The organism is Rhizosphaericola mali (assembly GCF_004337365.2).
Classification (GTDB): Bacteria; Bacteroidota; Bacteroidia; order Chitinophagales; family Chitinophagaceae; genus Rhizosphaericola; species Rhizosphaericola mali.
This window is the reverse complement of record NZ_CP044016.1, coordinates 3,321,672-3,342,802: the sequence shown is the minus strand read 5'-3', so window position 1 is coordinate 3,342,802 and position 21,131 is coordinate 3,321,672. Positions and strand designations below refer to the sequence as shown.

General features: G+C 34.5%; 16 protein-coding genes. 12 read left to right on the top strand and 4 right to left on the bottom strand.

What is annotated here, in order from left to right:
• Window positions 1-49 precede the first annotated feature (49 nt).
• Genes E0W69_RS14370 through E0W69_RS14360 form a run of 3 tightly spaced genes read left to right on the top strand, consistent with a single transcriptional unit; the run spans window position 50 to window position 2,739 of the window.
• Window positions 50-1,486: a RapZ C-terminal domain-containing protein gene (locus tag E0W69_RS14370; RefSeq protein ID WP_131330751.1), complete on the top strand. Its 1,437-nt coding sequence runs from the start codon at window positions 50-52 to the stop codon at window positions 1,484-1,486.
• Between the two features lie 28 nt (window positions 1,487-1,514).
• On the top strand, window positions 1,515-2,231 hold the full coding sequence (locus E0W69_RS14365; protein ID WP_131330750.1) for a sugar phosphate nucleotidyltransferase: 717 nt from the start codon (window positions 1,515-1,517) through the stop codon (window positions 2,229-2,231).
• 7 nt (window positions 2,232-2,238) lie between these two features.
• Complete coding sequence (locus E0W69_RS14360; protein WP_131330749.1) at window positions 2,239-2,739, top strand: dihydrofolate reductase; 501 nt, start codon at window positions 2,239-2,241, stop codon at window positions 2,737-2,739.
• Between the two features lies 1 nt (window position 2,740).
• On the opposite strand, the gene E0W69_RS14355 is transcribed toward E0W69_RS14360, so the two are convergent.
• A complete protein-coding gene (locus E0W69_RS14355) occupies window positions 2,741-5,053 on the bottom strand; it encodes a gliding motility-associated C-terminal domain-containing protein (RefSeq protein WP_131330748.1) in 2,313 nt (770 codons plus the stop codon).
• A 19-nt stretch (window positions 5,054-5,072) separates the two neighbouring features.
• Window positions 5,073-5,867, bottom strand: a complete 795-nt coding sequence (locus E0W69_RS14350; RefSeq protein WP_131330747.1) for a thymidylate synthase — start codon at window positions 5,865-5,867, stop codon at window positions 5,073-5,075.
• A 103-nt stretch (window positions 5,868-5,970) separates the two neighbouring features.
• Between E0W69_RS14350 and E0W69_RS14345 the strand changes: the two genes are divergently transcribed.
• From E0W69_RS14345 to E0W69_RS14330, 4 genes are all read left to right on the top strand, one after another.
• Window positions 5,971-7,047, top strand: a complete 1,077-nt coding sequence (locus E0W69_RS14345; RefSeq protein WP_191967858.1) for a lactonase family protein — start codon at window positions 5,971-5,973, stop codon at window positions 7,045-7,047.
• A 6-nt stretch (window positions 7,048-7,053) separates the two neighbouring features.
• Complete coding sequence (locus tag E0W69_RS14340) at window positions 7,054-7,545, top strand: DUF937 domain-containing protein (protein WP_131330745.1); 492 nt, start codon at window positions 7,054-7,056, stop codon at window positions 7,543-7,545.
• 69 nt (window positions 7,546-7,614) lie between these two features.
• The gene (locus tag E0W69_RS14335) at window positions 7,615-8,082 is read left to right on the top strand and encodes a hypothetical protein (RefSeq protein ID WP_131330744.1); all 468 of its coding nucleotides are present in this window, start codon (window positions 7,615-7,617) and stop codon (window positions 8,080-8,082) included.
• 104 nt (window positions 8,083-8,186) lie between these two features.
• Window positions 8,187-9,302: an acyltransferase family protein gene (locus tag E0W69_RS14330; RefSeq protein WP_131330743.1), complete on the top strand. Its 1,116-nt coding sequence runs from the start codon at window positions 8,187-8,189 to the stop codon at window positions 9,300-9,302.
• A gap of 4 nt (window positions 9,303-9,306) precedes the next feature.
• Here the strand turns inward: E0W69_RS14330 and E0W69_RS14325 are convergent, their stop codons facing one another.
• On the bottom strand, window positions 9,307-12,060 hold the full coding sequence (locus tag E0W69_RS14325; RefSeq protein ID WP_225321271.1) for a putative LPS assembly protein LptD: 2,754 nt from the start codon (window positions 12,058-12,060) through the stop codon (window positions 9,307-9,309).
• Window positions 12,061-12,293: 233 nt separating this feature from the next.
• Between E0W69_RS14325 and E0W69_RS14320 the strand changes: the two genes are divergently transcribed.
• From E0W69_RS14320 to nhaA, 5 genes are all read left to right on the top strand, one after another.
• Window positions 12,294-13,268 carry an N-acetylmuramoyl-L-alanine amidase family protein gene (locus tag E0W69_RS14320; protein WP_131330741.1) on the top strand — a complete coding sequence of 325 codons (975 nt, stop codon included), beginning with the start codon at window positions 12,294-12,296 and terminating at the stop codon, window positions 13,266-13,268.
• Between the two features lie 88 nt (window positions 13,269-13,356).
• Window positions 13,357-14,277, top strand: a complete 921-nt coding sequence (locus tag E0W69_RS14315; protein ID WP_131330740.1) for an N-acetylmuramoyl-L-alanine amidase family protein — start codon at window positions 13,357-13,359, stop codon at window positions 14,275-14,277.
• Window positions 14,278-14,412: 135 nt separating this feature from the next.
• Window positions 14,413-15,441 carry an MlaD family protein gene (locus tag E0W69_RS14310; RefSeq protein WP_131330739.1) on the top strand — a complete coding sequence of 343 codons (1,029 nt, stop codon included), beginning with the start codon at window positions 14,413-14,415 and terminating at the stop codon, window positions 15,439-15,441.
• A 9-nt stretch (window positions 15,442-15,450) separates the two neighbouring features.
• Complete coding sequence (locus tag E0W69_RS14305; RefSeq protein WP_131330738.1) at window positions 15,451-17,529, top strand: OstA-like protein; 2,079 nt, start codon at window positions 15,451-15,453, stop codon at window positions 17,527-17,529.
• Window positions 17,522-18,679: a Na+/H+ antiporter NhaA gene (gene nhaA / locus E0W69_RS14300; RefSeq protein ID WP_191967857.1), complete on the top strand. Its 1,158-nt coding sequence runs from the start codon at window positions 17,522-17,524 to the stop codon at window positions 18,677-18,679. The genes E0W69_RS14305 and nhaA overlap by 8 nt, the downstream gene beginning before the upstream one ends.
• On the opposite strand, the gene E0W69_RS14295 is transcribed toward nhaA, so the two are convergent.
• Window positions 18,680-20,950, bottom strand: coding sequence for a RelA/SpoT family protein (locus E0W69_RS14295; RefSeq protein ID WP_191967856.1), 2,271 nt, complete (start codon window positions 20,948-20,950; stop codon window positions 18,680-18,682).
• Between the last annotated feature and the right edge of the window lie 181 nt (window positions 20,951-21,131).

Here is a 21,131-nt window from a genome sequence, read left to right as displayed (position 1 = left end):
AAGAAAAATATTTGTCTAAATTTACCCAATTTATAAGAAGATTAGTAATATGGAACTTATTGATAGAATAAATGCCTTGTATCAACAACGTTTTTTGAAAAATGCAAGCCGAATTGAAAAACTGCCACAGAGTGGGAGCGACCGTGTATATTTCAGAATTTTTGATAATGATAAAACGGTGATAGCAACCTATAATATCAATGTTCAGGAAAATGATACATTCATTACATTTACTTCGCACTTTAAATCTAAAGGTTTGCCGGTGCCGGAGATTTACACTATGGATGATAGTCATACCATATATTTACAAGAAGATTTGGGTAAAATATCCTTGATTGATGAATTGGAATCGAAAGGAAAATGTCCTGAAGTGTACGAACTATACAAAAAAAGTTTGCAAGCATTGGCTAAGTTTCAAATTTTGGGAGACGCTGGTTTGGACTATAATTTATGTTTGACTGCACGAGAGTTTGGTAAAGAAGCGATATTAAGTGACCTCTTATATTTCAAATATTATTTTTTAGATACGCTGAAGCAGCCCTATGATAAACAGGCGTTGCTCAATGATTTCGAGGCTTTGGCGGTATTTTTACGTCAATCACGATTCAAATATTTTATGTTTCGCGATTTTCAAAGTAGGAACATTATAGTCAATAATGGAGAAGTATATTTTATTGACTATCAGGGAGGAATGAAAGGTTCGATGCAATATGATGCGGCATCTCTACTTTGGCAGGCAAGAGCTCAATTGAGTGATGAGTGGAAATCTTCCTTGCTCAATGATTATTTTGGCTATGCTAGTGAATTATTATCACACGATGTCGATAAGGAATTATTTATCAATCAATACAAAGGATTTGTTCTAATAAGATTGTTGCAAGTGTTAGGTGCTTACGGATTTAGAGGGTTGTTTGAAAGAAAAGCACAATTCTTAACGAGTATTCCATTAGCATTGCGTAATCTGAAATGGTTTGTAGAGAATCGGTTGATAGGGATAGATTTGCCAGAATTTGACCGAATGCTCAAAATTATAGTTTCAGATGAAGTTATAGAACAATTTGAATGTATTCAAGCGGATGAGACAACCCCATTAGTCGTTGAGGTGAATAGTTTTTCTTATAAAAAAGGTCTGCCTTCGGACGATTCCGATAATGGTGGTGGATTTATATTTGATTGTCGTGGAATTTTAAATCCTGGTCGTTTTGATGAATATAAAAAATTAAGCGGTTTGGATAAGCCTGTACAAGATTTTCTAGAGCAAAAAACAAAGATGAATACATTTTTGAATAGTGTATTTGATCTGATTGATATTTCTGTTGAAAATTATTTGGAACGTGGATTTAAAAATTTGCAAATCAATTTCGGATGCACTGGAGGTCAACATCGTAGTGTGTTTGCCGCTGAACAAACGGCAAGGCACTTAAGGAATAAATACAAACTCAAAGTGCTAGCCAATCATAGCAACAGGCAAAATTGGGTGAAATAAATTAAAAATATTCAAACTATAAATATACATGAAGGCATTGATTTTTGCGGCTGGTTTGGGTACAAGATTAAAACCGTGGACCGATCATCATCCAAAAGCATTGGCGGAAGTGAATGGTAAAACTTTACTACAGCGAACGATAGAATATTTGCAAGGCTATGGAATATTTGATGTAGTTGTCAATATTCATCATTTCCCAGATCAAATTAGAAATGAGGTTGCTGAAAATGCTGGTTGGGGCAGTAGAGTAACTTTTTCGGATGAATCAGGTCAAGTGTTAGAAACTGGCGGCGGACTGAAAAAAGCAGAAAGTTTGTTGAAAGGAGATGGGGCTTTTGTAGCGATGAATGCAGATATTTTAACTGATTTACCTTTGGATAAAATGATCGCAAGTCATAAAGAATCTAAAGCCTTAGCAACATTGGCTACAAGCAATCGTACGAGTACTCGCCATCTTTTATTTAATGAAAATAATGAATTGGCTGGTTGGGAAAATGTAAATACAGGGGAGAAAAAAATTGCGAAAGGTGCGAAAGAATATATCCCAAAGGCATTCAGTGGCGTACATGTAATTAGTGACGTTATGTTTCCTTTAATTAGAAAAGTCGGCAAATTTTCGATTATAGATCTGTATTTGGATTTAGCGGTGAAGAGCGTTATTAAATCATTTGATCCTGGAGACTATAATTTAGTTGATGTAGGTAAACCAGAAAATATTGCGATTGCAGAATCTTTATTTAAATAATGAAATTATGGAATTAATAATTATAGTTGCGGCAACAGAAAATAATGTAATTGGTCGCAATGGTGATATGCCTTGGTCACTTTCTTCTGATCTGCGTTATTTTAAAAATATGACTTGGGGTATGCCCGTCTTGATGGGTACGAATACCTTTAAATCTTTCGGTCATGGCAAGCCGCTTCCTGGTAGATTTAATTTTATTTTATCAAGAAATAAAGATTTGGCTTTTGATGGTGCAGTGGTCGTGAATAGTTTAGATGACGCAATTTTTATTGCGAAAGAGAAAAACTATAAACAACTCTATATCATTGGTGGAGGAGAAATTTACAAACAACTATTACCAAAAGTAGATAAGGTTCTTCTCACTCGTGTACATAAAGTTGTTGAAGATGGCGATACCTTTTTTCCTGAATTGGATGAGAAAAAATGGGTATTAGAGTCGAGTCAAGATTTTCCAAAGGATGAAAAAAATACAGATCCGTATAGTTTTCAAGTATGGAAAAGGAAATAGTTTAACGAATTAATACTAAAGTGCCTTTTTCTGTAATAAGATTTTTTCCCTCTGGCTGAAACGTGCAATTGTAAATATAAGTGCCCGCGTCAGCCTTTTTTCCATTTATAGTACCATCCCAATAATTGTCTGGATTATTTGACTGAAATACTTTTTGTCCCCAGCGATTGAATATGATTACTTGAAAATGTGTGAAGTTTCCTAAGATTTTAGGTCGAAAATAATCATTCCTGCCATCACCATTAGGTGTAAAGGCATTTGGAATAAAGGAATATCTTGAAATGTCTAAGTTGATATGTACTGATGCTGTGTCATAACATTCGTTAGAAGCGCCCCCTTTGACTAAATAAACGATGTCTTTTTCGGGTTGAATATTTGGATGGCTACTATAAATATTATCTATGTAAATGTTAGGTGACCAAATATAATTATCTGCTCCGCTAGCAATGAGTTGTGTTATTTTCCCATATTGAATGGTTTTGTCAGTAAATGCTAGTTGTAGATCAGGAATTGGTTTGACCGTAATATTTGTGGACAATGTATCGGTACAACCACTATTGGATTTGGTAATTAATAAGATTTCTTCATTTCCATTTTGCGTAGGATGGTATATCCAATTTGAAGTTGTGCTATACAAAGAATCCAAATTATTTACAAACCAATTGGTGGAAGAATAATTATTTGATAATTTGAATGTTATAGAATCATTATAGCAAATTGTCGTTTGTGATGGAGTAAATCTTACTCTGTCTGTAATCGTATCCAATTGAATGGACGCGTTGATTAAACAATTTTTATCATCTAAAATTTCCAAATTTACAATGGCATCACTTTTCTGAATAAGAAAGTTTATCCTATTGTCTAATTGATCATTTAAAATTCCAGTATTGTTTTCAACCGTCCAATTATAGTCCGTAAAATGATTAAATGACTTATTTTGATCTAGTGCAGAAAGCTTTGTTGTATTTCCAAACCTACAAAGAACACTATCTTGAAGAATTGTTATCGTTTCAAAATCAAATTTGGAAAAATAAAATACACTGTCAGATGATAATTGACTGCCTGTAATAGAAATGATGCTATTATTGAAATCTGAATTGACCATTTGTAAACTATATTTTCCTGTGTCATTAATGGGACTGGATAATTGCAATGTGATCTCGGTAGTTTGATTATTTGTACAATTTTTAGTTACTTGAGTTATTTGTGGATTGCCTGGTCCATTTAAAATCCATTGACTTTTGTCTGTTTTTATAGTTTGACAATCAATTGAGATGGGAAATTTGACATGTATTTTATCACAACTAATAAACGTAGGAATTAAATTCCCAAATGGAGTTTGCGCAATAGTTAACGCAGTTTTGTCAGTTGGTAAAGTCTCATTTCCACAAAGACCAATAATTGTATTGCCATCCGTTCCTTTTTGTAAATTGATGGTGTAGTCCGCATTTGGAAGATAATTATCTGTAGTGAGTACAATGCTACTGGTATATCCAGTGGATTCGGTACAATTAACACCATACGCGCTCAAAATTTTTATTTCTGGATGGTCTGCAATATAAAAATCTGAACCATTGGCAGCAATAGAATTACAAAGTGCATAATTGGAAAGTTGCACAGTTAATTGTTTTCCATTAGAAGGATTTAGTTGCGCAGTTCCTAATGTAGGATCAGACGTATTTTCAAAAATCGCAGTAGTTCCAGTAAAGTCAATGGAAAATCCTGCAGAAATATCATTGCCAGATGTACCTTTCCCAAAATTATTTATCATTACATAATAAACGTCCCCAGCTGACGCATCAATGTATTGTGCAAAGCTATGACCGGTAGTCCCTCCTTGGATTGAGGGTTCTGTACTTGTTAAACTAAGACCTACAATGCCATTAATGTTGCTTCCTGGTAGATTGTTATTAAAATTACAGCGAACAACTTGACTTTCAGTAAATGGTCCACAATTGTCGCTTTTTACAACGGCGAAATCATAGTCATCACCTGTGTCAATAGGTTTAATTTGAAAGACAATATTCCCCGCAGATTTTACTGTAAATTTTAACCAAACAGAGTTTGCTTCTCCTGATCCACAGGGCGTATTTTGTAAGTCGGATTGCGCGCCAATTCCTTGATAAGAATACGGAGATGTAAAAGTTGTACCACAAAGATTGATTGCTGTGCATGCATCTTGCTCTGGTTGATTGATTGGAAGCAAATGTGTCTGTGCAAGCATATTCTTATTGGGAAATAAAAATATACTTGAAACACATAAGGTAAGAATATATAAGTAATGTCTAAATGTAGGTAAAATCAATTTTGTCATAGGTAAGTTTGTCTAAAACTTAAATCGCTACTGGAGCCTTGATATGCGGCCAAGATTCGTAATTTTCTAATTTAAAATCTTCATATTTGAAATCGAAAATATTTTTAACGGCGGGATTAATTTTCATAGTAGGTGCAGAGAAGGGTGTTCTTTGTAATTGAATTTCTGCTTGCTCTACATGATTTTTATATAAATGCACATCTCCGAAAGTATGCACGAAATCTCCCGCTTTTAATCCGCAAACTTGCGCAATCATCATCGTTAACAAGGCATACGATGCAATGTTAAAAGGTACTCCTAGAAAAACGTCAGCGCTTCTTTGGTATAATTGACAACTCAATTTTCCATCTGCTACATAGAATTGAAACAATGCATGACATGGACTAAGGGCCATTTTTGGTAGATCTGCCACGTTCCATGCATTTACGATAATACGGCGGCTGTCTGGGTTATTTTTGATTGTATTTATAGCTTCGGTAATTTGATCATAGATTTTACCATCTGCACCTTCCCAACTTCTCCATTGTTTGCCATAAACAGGACCTAAATCTCCATTTTCATCTGCCCATTCATCCCAAATTTTTACACCATGTTCATGCAAATATTCCACATTGGTGTTGCCTTGCAAAAACCATAAAAGTTCGTAAATAATACTTTTTAGGTGCAATTTTTTTGTAGTTAACAAAGGAAATCCCTTTTGCAAATCAAATCTTAATTGATATCCAAAAACGCTATAAGTTCCCGTGCCTGTACGATCCGTTTTCTCGTGACCGTTGTCTTTTATATATTTTAATAAATCTAAATACTGTTGCATGTGGGCAAAGATAATAATTCTTATCTTTCGAGCTCAAATCTACTAAGTAATGAAGAAATGCATGTTTGCTACTTTTTTAATGACATTTATCTTAACAAATTTAATGGCGCAAAAGTATCTTTTAGGTGTTGGAACATACACTACCAATTCAGCAAGTAAAGGAATCTATTTATACGAATTTGATTCAAAAACGGGAGCGTTTAAGTTTTTAAATACGACAGAAGCGTTCAATCCTTCTTATTTGCACTTTACAGATAATGGCAAATTTTTATATGTGGCAAATGAAGATATTAATGATGCAGAGAAAGATAAAGGAGCGGTGAGTGCGTACAAATTAGATGAAAAAACACATCAATTAGAATTTTTAAATAGCCAACCAAGTATTGGCGGCGGACCTTGTTTTGTCAATACAGATAAGGACGATAAAAATGTATTTGTTGCCAATTACGGAGGAGGCAGTTTTGTTACCTACAAATTGGGCGAAGATGGTAAGATTTTGGACCAACACCAATTGGTTCAACATTATGGAAAAGGTCCTAATATAAATCAATATCATGCGCATGCTCACAGTACATGGCTTGCTCCCGATCAAAAGCATTTATTTGTTGTTGATCTTGGTGAAGATCGTGTATATAAATATAATTTTAATCCTAATGCAGCGCAACCAATTTCTGATGGTACGCCAGCTTTTTTCAAAGTTCCAGATGGATATGGACCAAGACATTTGGTATTTAGTCCAAATGGAAAACAAGTATACGTTTTGAACGAATTGGAATCTAAATTGATGGCATTTGATTATAATAAAGGTGATTTGAAAGAAATTCAAACATTAACTACTACAGATATAGAAAGTCCTGATCATGACAAGGGAAGTTCTGCCATCAAAATTTCTAAAGATGGAAAATTTGTTTACGCTTCAAATCGTGGAAAAACAAATACAATTAGTATTTTTAAAGTATTATCCGATGGAAAATTGGCGTTAGTAGAAAATGTAAGTGTAAAATTACATCCAAGAGATATCACTTTGACTCCAGATGGAAATTGGCTTTTCTCTGCATCTAGAGATCAAGATGTTGTGGAGCTATTTAAAATTGATAAAAAAACAGGAAAATTAACAAAGAAAACAGAAGAGATTTCTATACCCAAACCTATATGTGTCGTATTCACAACCTATAAATAAATACTTATGTTAGAATCTATTATCAATGCCGTAAAAGAAGTTGCAGGTCAGACAGTTGCTAGCAATCAAGGCGTACCTAATGAACATCAAAGCGGCGTAGTCAACGAAGCGATTAACTCTATCAAAGGGGGCTTAGAAGGCGCTATTTCGTCTGGTAATTTCCAAAGTCTTACCAATTTGTTTTCTGGAAATGAAAGTGTAGAGAATAATGGAACTGTACAGCAGATCTCCGGAAATTTCGTACAAAATATCACACAAAAATTTGGTTTAGCTAATCAATCAGGTGCTTTAAGTTCAATTATTCCATCTATTTTCAATATGGTAAAATCCAAATTGGGAAGTGGCGAAGGTGGTGGCTTGCAAGATATTTTGAACAAATTTTCAGGTGTATTGGACCAAAATCATGATGGTAAAGTAGATTTGAGCGATGCAAGTTCTTTACTTAGTGGTGGTGGATTGATGGATAAATTGAAAGGTATGTTGGGAGGAAAAGACTAAATGATGCCGACAATTTGTCAAAAATGATAAGTGGCAGGATAATTGAAATCGTACAGCAAAATAATTAGAATGTTTGAAGAATTATTAAATAAAGCCAAAGAGACCGCCGTTAGTTTAGTAAAAGAGCATCCCGATGCGCCATCTGAACATGCAGAAGGAATTGCTGCAGGAGCGATGGAATCTGTTTCTGAAGAATTAAAGTCTGTAGTTTCTTCTGGAAATTTCTCTAGTTTGACTGCAATTTTTTCCGAAAATGGCGTAGATCAAAATAATGATCACGTTAAAAATATTGTCGGTAGTTTTGCCAATAAATTGGTCAATCAATTCTCTATCGATAATGACAAAGCCAATACTTTAAGTAGCTCTCTAATCCCAACTATTTTGACAAAAGTAAAAGAAGAGTTAGGGGATGGTAAGCTAGATTTGAAATCATTGATGAGTAAATTGAGTTTTTCGGATATGATGAAAATTATGGGCAGTGCAGGAAGTGGAGAAGGTGGTCTTTTAGGAAAATTAAAAGGTGTTTTTGGAAAGTAATTTTTCGAAAATATATTCTTTATACAAAACATAAAAAAACATGGAATCCACTTCCATGTTTTTTTATGTTTTAACTATTCAGGTTGTATTAATTTGCACACGTAATGCAGGAAAAAAAGACGATACAAAGCATACAAGCACTGAGAGGTATTGCCGCCATTTTGGTTATGTTTTATCACAAAAAGGATACATTCATAATACAGGGTAAAAATTATGGTGAGTGCTTTTTCGGTGCGGGAGCAATGGGGGTGGATTTATTTTTTATACTGAGTGGATTTATCATGATGATGATTAGCAAAAATAACAGTCCGCAAAAGCTTTTTAATTTTACTTCCGTCATTAAATTCTGGATCAATCGTTTTACAAGAATAATTCCTTTATACTTTATCGTTACCATATTATTTTATCTTTCAGTTTGGCGAGGTTTTAATTTTTTACATGATCCTGTCTCTCTCAATAATTTGGAAAAAACTTTCTTATTTATACCTTTAAATGGACGAGATATTGCGCCTTTTTATGGTTATGCTGCTATGAGTGTTGGGTGGACATTAAATTATGAAATGTTTTTCTATGGATTATTTGGTATTTCCTTATTGTTTGGCAAATGGCGTTGGTATTTTTTTATAGGATTGATGTTATGTAATTTGATATTAATACCTACGATTTTAAAAGGTTATTTTTCTTTAGATGCGATGCATCATTATCATTTTACTTACGGATATTTAAATTTAATTACCAATCCAATTAATTTGGATTTCTTATTAGGTATTTTGATAGGTTTTTTAATTTTTAGAAATAATACTTGGAAGATTGGGAAAATTTGGAGTTTTATTTGTCTAATATTGTCTTTTATTTATGTCGTGATCCTCTATGTAACGAGATGGGATGCCATGCATGGAATCACAAGATGGGCAACGCCAATTGCCATTTTTCTGTTTTTTGTAATCTATACTGAATTGAATTACGGCTTACGGGTGCCAATATTTTTATCTTATTTGGGCAAGTTATCTTATTCGATTTACTTAATACACTTAATGATGCAATATTGGACTAGATCTCTATTTGTCCATACAAAATTATCAATGTATTTGAATACGCCTTTGTATCTTATTGTGGCGTCCATTTTTACTATAATTATTGCTATTATTTTCCAATATTTAATAGAAAATAAATTGTCGAATTATCTGAAACAGATTTTAATAAAGCTATGCCGTATTTAGAATCTTAATAGCCATTATTGTAGAAGAAACGGGAACGGTTAATCTTCAAATCACGTAAAATGCCTGATTTTGGATTCAATACGATACTAAAAGATTTATATAATCCAATAGGTGTAATATTGATAGCCATCTGCCAACAGTGCATTTCCCTAGTTAAGAAAAGCGTCATCATCTGTACTTTTTGCGCTTTAACATCAAACATTAAGTTACCCCCAGCTTTCCATTTAGGCGTAATACTAAAGTCGCCATTTAAGTTTAAACTCGACGTAATCGTAGAGACGTATCTATAATTGGTCGTAAATGTTTTATAATAATTTAATGCAAAAGATGTTGTTACATTCCAAGGAATGTCAAAATCTACAAATTCGGCAGGATTACTGCGGATGTAATCCAATTGTTGCTGCTGTTCAGAATAAGTAATATTGGGATCAGATGCTTCGGTCAGGCGTTGCTGGTCGGATTTTCCATCTGATTTTTTACTTTGAAATGAAGAGGAAAAGGAGAGCGTTCCAGAGGTGAAATTACCCACTTTGCCTTGACTCCAAAGCAATTTATTGATCTTAATACCCGAGGAGTCGCGTGCATATTGATCTAGAACGGCGCTACCATTGATATTGATTTTATTAAATAATGTAGTACGGAATGAAAAGTTTACAGGTTGCCATTTTAAGGAATCTGCCATGAAATTATATCCAGAAGTAATACTTAATCCATCAATTAATTTGACTTTGTTATTTTGATCACTATTTTCAGTCGTATCTCCTTCTTTTTTGCGCTTTTTCATTTCCAAAATGTTGTCAAAACCAAAAGTCATACCTCCAAATGAACCTTCACTAAATGCTCCGACAACGTTACCTTGAAATTTGGATACACGCATGGAGTCTCCATAAACTGTACGAGTTAACCCATTTGGAAGCGCAACATTGTATTTTGCTCTATTGTTAAATCTTAGCCATTGATAATTGCTCCGGTTCATATCAGGTTGATAATTCAAACTGATAGTAGGTCGTATTTCATGGTGTAAGGTTTGTATATTACCGTTTTTAAAATTATAATTACCAAATATCCTAGAACTAAATGCAACCCCAAAACTCATCTGTTGCGCTCTGTAAAATCCTAAGTTACTCGTTAATGTATCCACTTTGTTTGTAATGGAGTTCCATTGTCTATCCATTTTTCTACCATACCAATTTTGAGAATAAGATATGGATGGAGATACCATAACAGGCCCTAATGAAGGTAGAGAAAGTGTAATAGGAATGGAATGTGTAACGCCCCATTGTGCAGTATCCATTAATCTTTTGACACTTATGGAAGAATCATAAAATGCAATTTGGTTTATGGCTGTACCTGTGTAACTGATGCCTAATTTTTCATACCATTTTGCAGTACCTACAGCTTCCTTTTTTGCAAATGGATATACCGTATTCATGGAAAAGTTGACCGTTGGCGCGTTTACATTAACGATTCTGGTATTGTTATTTTGATTATGATTTGCGGCAACAGACAAGTTGTATTTTCCATCTCCCCAAGTTTTGGCCCATGTAATAGATGAACTCATTTGGTTCTGAAAGTTCTGAACGGCATTATTAGAAACGTATCTATTAAATGAGGTACTACCAGCATTTACATTTGCACTAAATGTAATGCCTGGATGCGCCTTGCTATCCATTGTATGACTCCACGTTAACTGAAATGATTTGTTTTTGGTAAATTCATCATCTGTAAATGTACCGGTGCTACTATTTAAAATAACTGTTTGTTGCATTGTAAATAGTAGATTCCCTGAATAATGGTATCGATTAAAATATCTAGGATTAAATGAAAACATATAACCACCATAGGTATAGATATTGGATCGCACTGTCATATCCCAATTATCGTTCATTACTTGATAATATCCTAAGCCCTCAAGTCCTAATCCATAACTACCATTGTTGGCAAATTGTGGTGGTAACATTCCTGAATGTCTACCCTGCGTAAGTGGATAGATCCCAAAGGGAATAAATACAGGCATTGGTACTCCTTCAAACTCAGGATATGCAGGCCCAGAAACTGCAATCTTATTTGTAATCAGTTTTAATTTTTTTGCTCGAAAGTCAAAGTGTGGAGTATCTAGGTTACAAGTTGTGAATCGACCTTTCCATGCATATGCGACGTCATCTGAAACTTTTTTTACTATATCGGCATGTACAAATAATTCCCCTTCGTTATAGTAAGTATTTTTAGTAAGCCCTTTTTTTGTTTTAATATTGACAATACCTGTATCTGCTAAGGTTTTGGAACTTCCTTGTGTTATTGTCGGCATGTCTAGCGGATGATAACTTGTATCTGTGATGTCATGCTTTACAGTATCCTTATTTTGGTAAAATTTTACATTACCCGTTGCTTGGTCAAATGTAATCACTGGAGCCTCCAATGTCATATCTTCTGGCTTATACTTTACAGTAGCTTTATTATATAACCAAAGTTGTTTCGTAGGAACAATGATGACGGCGGAATCGGATGCGGAATAGGCAATTGGTGCCGGTAACGTATCTGAAGAATAAAAGGACATCATCCGAACATTATCAGAGGTATCACCCCAATGTTTGGAAAATAAATATTTACCCGAGCGACTATATAACAACTTACCATAGGAAGCTGGAATAGTGTCAGGAAGTATTATTTTGGGTAAAATTTGAATAGGTGTATCTGGAAAAATTGTTAAATTATTTCCAAAAAAATCTGGATAGTGTCGCTTCGCTTTGATATCCATTGAGATAAAAATCATTGTAATACAGCACAATACTGCAATACAAAATCTTTTTCCCCTAACTTTACCACGATTGTTCATATTGGAAATCTGTTTTCTAATCCTAATCTCGTATTTATATTTGATTTTCAAGATAGAAAACGTGAATCTTTAAATAGTAAATTTATTTATAAAAGAGGCAAAAATAAGGGTAAATGAATAACATTGTTATATCTTATCCATAATGATTCGTGAATATGATGATAAAATTTTTGAAAAAGTGTGTTAGCGTAATTTTATTAGGTGGAATATCGGTAGGATATGGACAAGATTCTGCAACATTAAATAATTTACCTCTTCGTTCTAATAATCAGCAAATAAGAACCATTATCGTCGATCCTGGTCATGGATTTCCAGACGTAGGAGCCGAAGGTAATGGATACAATGAGGCTGATATTGCCTTAGGTATTGCTACTAAATTAGCCCAAAAATTAAAAGATTCCTTACCTGGGGTTAGAGTTATCATGACGCGTACTGATAGAAATTTGCCTGCAGGTATTACAAATGCAAACGAGGCAAATCGTTGGAGAGCGAAATTTGCCAATGAAAATCATGGTGATTTATTTTTATGTATTCACGTAAATGATGCGGGAAGTGTAAGACATTCTGAAGTGGTCGACCATGAAACACATGTTTATTACACAGGCAAAGGTAAGCGTAGAAAAAAACATACACGCAGAGAGCCTATATATCGTCATTGGACTACGCCAAGTGCTGCGATAGGGACTGAAACGTATATTTGGTCCATGGAAAAAAATGATAGTAAAACGCAATTTATTCATGATAATTCCTCTTCGGAAGGTGAGTTTTCGGACTCGGCGATGGCCAAAGATTCTACAGCTGATAGCTTATTAAATACGCCAGAAGCAAAAATTGCAGCTTCACTTAAAGCGAGAAAATTTTTTGAACGTAGTTTGATTTTGGCTTCTTTGGTACAAGATCAATTCGTCGATCAAGGAAGAGTCGATCGCGGTGTTAAACAAAGAGGTACGGGTATTTGGGTTTTACAAGCGACTGCGATGCCGAGTATTCTTGTCGAGTCTGGTTTTATACAAGACCCGAATGAAGCGAGTTATCTTGGTAGTGATGTAGGACAAACGGCTGTCAGTGATGCTGTATTCCATGCCGTACTTCAATACAAAAAGATTTTAAGTCAACGACGTATCAATTAATTTTCAATTCTTTGTGTATTAATTATAAGTTGGATATATTTTTGTACAAAATCTGAGGAAAGTAAGTTTTACCTTCCTAAAGTAAGTTATGTTGCAAAAAATATTAAAATACCTAGCAATCATTCCGATTGTTTTTCTTTCTTGTAGTTCGTCACGTGGACATAGTCCGGAAGACTCTGGTGCCAATGTTTTTGCTGATTTCAATAAAAATGGTGAGGAGGATGGAGATTTTGGTTCTAGTTCGTCCTCTGTTGCTTTAAAAACCATTGTTATTGATGCTGGTCATGGTGGTGTTGATGGAGGCGCTCAAGGTAAATACTCCAATGAAAAAGAAGTTACCTTAGCGGTTGCTCTTAAATTGAGAAAGGAATTACAAGCAAGACTCCCCTATACGAAAATCGTAATGACACGAACAACAGACATTACTCAAAATGTCAAAAGGAAAGCTGATATAGCGAATCAAGCGAAAGGTGATCTATTTATTTCCATACATTGTAACAGCGCGTCTTCGCAAGCTTCCGGTACGGAAACTTACATCTGGGGTATTTCCAAAAATGATGACAAGACTTTGGCAATGCGCGAAAATGAATCTTTAGGCAAAGAATCCGCAAACTTTAAACCTAATGATCCACAAAAAAAAATGTACTATTCTCTTAAAACCCGTAGATATTTTAGTAGAAGCCTTTCATTAGCTGTTAATATTGAAAAAGAATTTACACAAATAGGCCGTACTAGTCGTGAGGCGCGCCAACGTACCAAAGGGATTTGGGTATTGCAAGCTACGGCAATGCCAAGTGTATTGGTAGAAACAGGATTCATTTCCAATCCAAAAGAAGAAAAATATTTGAATTCTACTTATGGACAAAATCAAATTGCTATTTGCATTGCCAAAGCGGTAGTTGATTATAATAAAGCATTGATGAAATCTACCCAAGAAACAGGAAGTCAAAAAGCAAAATCGAGTTCAAAAAAGACCAAAATTAGAAAACCTAAAGCAGTGATGAAATAGTGAAATCCATCTATTTGACGCAAGAGTGGCAAATATCTTTTACTTTTGCCAAAAAAAATTGCAAAGGAATAAAGAATTTGTAATGGATTTAGCTATTTAGAATAACCAGACATATTAAGAAGCAATACATATTATATGAAAATATCGAATGAAACTAAGATAGGTGCACTTACGCTTATCACGATAGTTTTACTGTTTTTAGGATTTAATTTTTTGAAAGGAAAGAATTTATTTAAATCTGGCTTTTTCTTAAATGCAACTTTTCCCAATGCAAAAGGTTTGCAGCCATCTAATCCCGTAATTATAAATGGATACCAAGTAGGAACGGTGTATGAGTTAAAAGCTGCAGATAATAATATCGGCGCTATTAATATTGAGATTAAATTAAATGAGGCATTTAATATTCCAAAAAATTCTGTTGCCGTTATTGAATCGAATCCCTTAGGAACAGGAAAAATAAATATCAAATTGGGGAATGGAACTTCCTTTTTTGTTTCCGGTGATTTTATTCAAACGCAAGATGATCCGGGTATGTTGGGTGCGCTTACTAGTAAATTAGGACCCACTGCAGACAATTTAGCTTCTGCATTATCTCATATGGACACGTTGTTAATCAATTTGAATACGGTTTTAAATGATGGCAACAAAGGAAGCATTGCAGGGATTTTAGCTAATATGCAAAAAATGACCGCTCAATTTGCCGTCGCTTCATCAAGTTTGAATACCATGTTGGATCAAAAAAATGGTGCATTGGCAAAAACAATGAATCATGTGGAAAGTATTACCGGAAATTTAGCTTCTAATAACGAAAAGATTAATAATTCAGTAAGCAATTTAGAAAAAACTACGGCACAATTATCTGAAGCAGATATCAAAGGAATTTCTGCAAAATTGAATGACGCAATGGTTCAATTAAATACGGCAATGACAAATCTGAATGGTCAGTTGTCTGGTACAAAAGGAACGGCTGGAGCCTTGTTAAACGATAGAGCATTATACAATAATATTAACAACACTGTACAAAGTTTGAATACATTAATGGACGACCTTCGTGTACATCCTAAGCGTTATGTCAATATTTCTATTTTTGGAAAAAAAGATAAGAAAAATTATTTGACTGAACCGCTAAATGCAGATTCATTAAAAACGGCGAATGCGCAGTAAAAAATTGCAATGAAAGGTAAAGCCATTTCTATGAGATTTGCCGGTAGGATTTTCCTGTCGGCATTTATTTTTTTATCCATATCACATATGGTACGTGCGCAAGTCACGCCACCAAAATCCGTTCCTCATAAAATGACGCATGCTGATACGTTAAAAATGCGTGCCAATATGCGTCGAATTGTGATTATGAGTTCTAAACGTTTGCATAGCCAGCAGATGCCAGATTCTGTAGTTTATCAATCCTTTGCGGGTAATGTAAAATTGAAACAGGGTAAAACATTTTTTGATGCAGACAGCGCGGTGATTAATTCTGTAACGAATATAGTCGAGGCATTCGGACATGTATTCATTAACGACGAAGGTAAGACTAAGATTAATTCTGATTATTTGAGATACAATGGGGCTGAGAGGAAAGCATTTTTGCGAGATCACGTGATTCTAAAAGATGCTACCAGTATTTTACACACTCCTGAACTGAGCTACGATCTTGGGTCTAAGACTGGTATTTACGAAAAAACAGGACATCTAATAAACGGGAAAACCATTTTGGATAGCAAGGGTGGAATTTATTATGGAGAAAGTCATGATGCCACATTTACTGGTGATGTACGTTTAAGAGATCCTCAATATACTATTGATACAGATACGCTTTTGTATAATAGTGAATCCAAAATAGCTACATTTACCGTTCCTACAGTTATCAAAGTTGGTAAGCAACAAAAGGTTTTGACCACTGATGGTTATTATAACTTAATGAATAAAACGGCTTATTTTGGCAAAAGACCTACATTGATAGATTCTGCATCTACTTTAATTGCGGATGAGGTAGCTATGGATGATGCCAATGGCTTTGGCGATGCTCGAGGACGTGTAGTTTATAAAGATACTGCGCAAAATATGGCATTAGTAAGTGGACATTTACGTACAAATAGAGCAGTTGGCGCATTAGAAGCGACGGAACTACCGGTGGCGATTCTAGAACAAGAAAAAGGAAATAGTGATTCTTTATATATTACAGGTGATACATTATTTTCTGGGAGATTGTCTGCTAGATTTGATAATGCGGATGATGGGAAATTGCACTTAAATGATTTTTATTTACCAGAAAGAAAAGCGGATAGTAATGGCGTTATCCGACCAAGTATTCAAGTCAAAGACTCTATCATTACGATTGTAAAACCTTTACATAATCGACCCATCACAACGGACTCTTTAGCAGGAGCGACGGAAACCAATAATATGGTGGCTTTCAAATCTCTAGGCGCTCCCACAAAGGATACTTCAAGTTTACGTTCTCCTTTAGCACAGGATTCCGTCTCAATTATTAAATATCCAGTAGTACGTCCGGCAAAATCTGTACCTAAAAATACGGTGAACATAGTTAAACAAAAGCGCAAAAAAGATTCACCTAAAAAGCAAGAAGAAGATAACAAAAAGAATGAAAATAATTCGGATAGATACATTGAAGCATATGCTCATGTACGGATATTTTCTGATTCCATGCAGGCTGTAGGTGATAGCATGTTTTATTCGTTCAAGGATTCCATTTTTAGATTATTCAAAAATCCGGTGGTTTGGACACAATCCAATCAGTTGTTTGGAGATACGATTTATCTATTTACACAAAATAGAAAACCTAAAAGATTATACGTTTATGAAAATGCCGTCGCAATCAATCGTGCGGATACATTCCCTACGCATAATTTCTTTAATCAGGTAAAAGGTAGAACCTTGAATGTGATGTTTACCAATGGAGCGATTGATAGCATTCATGCGAAAGGATCCACGGAAAGCATTTATTATATAACCGATGCTATGAATAAATATACAGGCGTCAATCAATGCACATCTGATGTTCTTGATATGTTTTTTATCAATAAAAAACCAATGCGTATTAAGCCAATTTCTGATGTAAGTGGGACTGTGTATCCTATTCAACAGAGTGATCCAAATGACATGCGTGTAAGAGGATTTAAAATATTAGAATATCGTAGGCCTAAAACCAAGTACGAATTATTTCAACCTTATGTAATACCGGTACCACCTAATCCTACAGGAAGGCAAAAAGGAAGTGCAAAAATTGACTAAAAGAAAATTTGGATATAAGTATTTATTGGCATTTACTCAAAACAGTAAAAGCATTGGTGTATTGTTGATAGCTTGTACCATTTTGTCTTTAGTATTAACGAATTGTACTCAATCGAATATATTTAAAGAGTTTTGGACTAAGGAGTTAACGCATAATATCTATTTTCCTGAAAGTATAGAAGGTTGGGTCAATGATGGTTTCATGGCGGTTTTCTTTTTTTATGCAGGTTTGGAAATAAAGAAGGAAATACTAGAGGGGGAATTGAATTCCTTAAAAAAGGCAGCTCTTCCGATTTTTAGCGCATTTGGTGGCGTTATTTTCCCGGCAGTTATTTATTTTTATTTCAATAAAAACTCAGTATTTGGTGGTGGTTGGGGGATACCAACTGCAACAGATATCGCGTTTTCCTTAGGTATCGCTTCATTATTTAGTGCAAAATTATTTCCTGCTTCTTTACGAGTATTTCTAACCGCACTAGCGATTGTTGATGATTTAATTGCAGTTTTAATTGTCGCCATATTTTATGGTGGCAATATTTCACTCTTTTGGTTTGTAATATCTCTTTTGGTTCTTCTATTTTCTTTCTTGATTTTGAAGAAAAAAAATAATAATATTTTGATCTTAATCGTAGGAGTTGTATTGTGGTTTGCTGTATTTCAAAGTGGTATTCATGCAACACTTGCAGGCGTGCTATTAGCATTCTGTATTCCGGTGAGAAAAATCGCTCTATTGATGGGAAAGTTACACGTTGCAGTAAATTTTGTAATTGTGCCATTCTTTGCAATTGCCAATACTTGTATAGTTATTCCTGCCCATTTTCTATCTTATTTTTCACACAAGTTATTCTTGGGAATTTCCTTGGGATTATTAGTAGGTAAACCATTAGGAATATTATTGGTTGCGAGAATTTTAGTTTATTTAAAATGGGTAAAACTACCTTCAGGTACGGATTGGAACAAGATGATCGGTGCCGGCATATTGGCTGGAATTGGATTTACCATGTCCATATTTATTGCCACCATTGCATTTAAAGAAACCGAAACTCAAGATATTGCCAAATTAGGGGTTTTGATCGGTAGCTCTTTATCTATTTTGATAGGATATTTTTGGGTGAAATTTTTTCATAGAAATGTTTCACCCAAAAAATAGTTATTGCTTTTCTTCCGCATCGAAACGATTGACATTTTGAATACCATTCAAATGCATCAATCTTCCGACAAGATCTTCCAATTCTTCTTTGTCATGTACAAATACTTTGACTCGACCTTTGAATATACCATCTTCTGATTCGATGGATAAGGCAGAGATGTTGATTTTCATATCTCCACTGATGATGTTGGTAATTTTATTGATTACACCAACATCGTCCACACCGATAATTTCCAAACCCGTAAGAAAAGAGATTTCTTTATTTTTCGCCCATTTTGTTTTGACGATACGATGTCCGTAATTGGCCATCATTTGCGCAGCATTAGGACAATTGGTTCTGTGAATAATCAAACCTTTTCCTGTACTTACAAATCCAAATACATCATCACCTGGAATCGGATTACAACATTTGGCGAGCGTGTACATGATTTTGTCACTACTTTCTCCAAATATGATCAATTCAGAATCCTTTTTCGGAATGTTTTGCGCTGGCGTTTCATAAGAATTCGGTGCGGATATTTCAGGCTTAGGTCTTTCAGGTTTCGGAATTTCTAACTTATCTCCTAATACTTTGAACTCTTTTAATTCTTTTAGATCAATGGATTTGCGTGCAATATTGTAATACAAATCCAAAGGTGAACTGGTCTTATAAAAAGCGACTAATTCGTCAATATTATTTTGACTATTTGGCGCTCCAATGGAATCCAATTTGCGTTGCAAAATATATTTACCATCTTCTGCAATTGTTCTTTTTTCTTCTTTTAAGGCATCTTTAATTTTGCTTTTTGCCTTTGCGGTAACGACATATCCCAACCAATCTTCATTGGGTTTTTGTTTGTTACTTGTGATGATTTCAATCTGATCACCGCTACGCAATTTGTGACTTATGGGAACTAATTTATGATTGATTTTAGCTCCAATACATTTACTACCAATTGCAGAGTGTATGCTAAATGCAAAATCCAATGCAGTTGATCCTACGGGCATTAACTTGACATCTCCTTTCGGAGTATAAACATAAATTTCTTCCGCAAGAAAGCTTGTTTTGAAATCTTGTAAAAAGTCAATACTGTCATTATTTGGATTGCCAATAACTTCACGTATTTGTTCAAACCATTTATCAAATGGATCGGCATTTGTCGTACCTTCTTTGTATTTGTAATGTGCGGCAAGACCTTTTTCTGCAATTTCATTCATACGTTTGGTACGTATTTGAACTTCTACCCATTTCCCTTGTGGCCCCATTACGGTGGTATGCAACGCTTCATAGCCATTACTTTTTGGATTGCTTAACCAATCCCTTAATCGCTCAGGAGATGGAGTATATTCATCCGTAATCATGGAATATACTTTCCAACATTCTTCTTTTTCTTTAGAAGGTGGACTATCCAAAATGATCCTAATGGCAAATAAATCATATACTTCTTCAAAAGGAACGCCTTTCGTTTTTATCTTATGCCAAATGGAATGGATACTTTTAGGACGACCATATATTTCAAAATTAAAACCAGATTCATCCAATTTTTCCTTGATGGGTCGGATAAATTCATTGATATAGCGATTTCGTTCACGTTTCGTTTCTGCGAGTTTTTTTGCAATTTGTTTGTACTCAACAGGTTCGAGATATTTCATGGAAAGATCTTCCATTTCTGTTTTGATAGCATACAATCCCATACGATGTGCTAAAGGAGCATACACCCATACGGTTTCACTGGCGATTTTCAATTGCTTTTCGCGCTTCATAGAATCCAATGTGCGCATATTGTGCAAACGGTCCGCCAATTTTATCAAAATAACTCTTGGATCATCTGTGAGCGTCAAGAGTATTTTTTTAAAATTTTCGGCTTGTGGCGTAGTACTATTATCAACAACGGTAGATATTTTAGTCAAACCATCCACAATGCGTGCGATCTCAGGTCCGAACTCCCGATCGATGTCTTCTAATGTGACATCGGTGTCCTCAACTGTATCATGCAACAATGCGCAAATTGTACTTCTGACACCTAATCCAATTTCTTCCACACAAATCATTGCTACTGCAATTGGGTGAAATATGTAAGGTTCACCACTTTTCCGACGCATAGATTTATGGGCGTCTGCTGCTATTTCAAATGCGCGTCTTAATAATTCCCTATCTCCTTTTTTTATTTTGGTTTTTAGTGCTCTTAATAATGCTCTATATCGACGTACAATTTCTTTTTTTTCTTGCTCTTCATTGAGTGTGTATGCCGGTAATACCTTTGTTGTTTCTATGGTCGATGTTTCATTCATATATTCTAACGATACTATTCTTAGATTTACATGTAAAATAAATAATATAACTGAATATTAATATTTTAATTTTTGTATTTACTAATTTATCTTCATGAGAGAAATATTAACTAGTTTTTTTATTGAAATATGTATCAATATTGTGCCAATTCAAATCTTTGCTTGATTTTTGTATATCTTG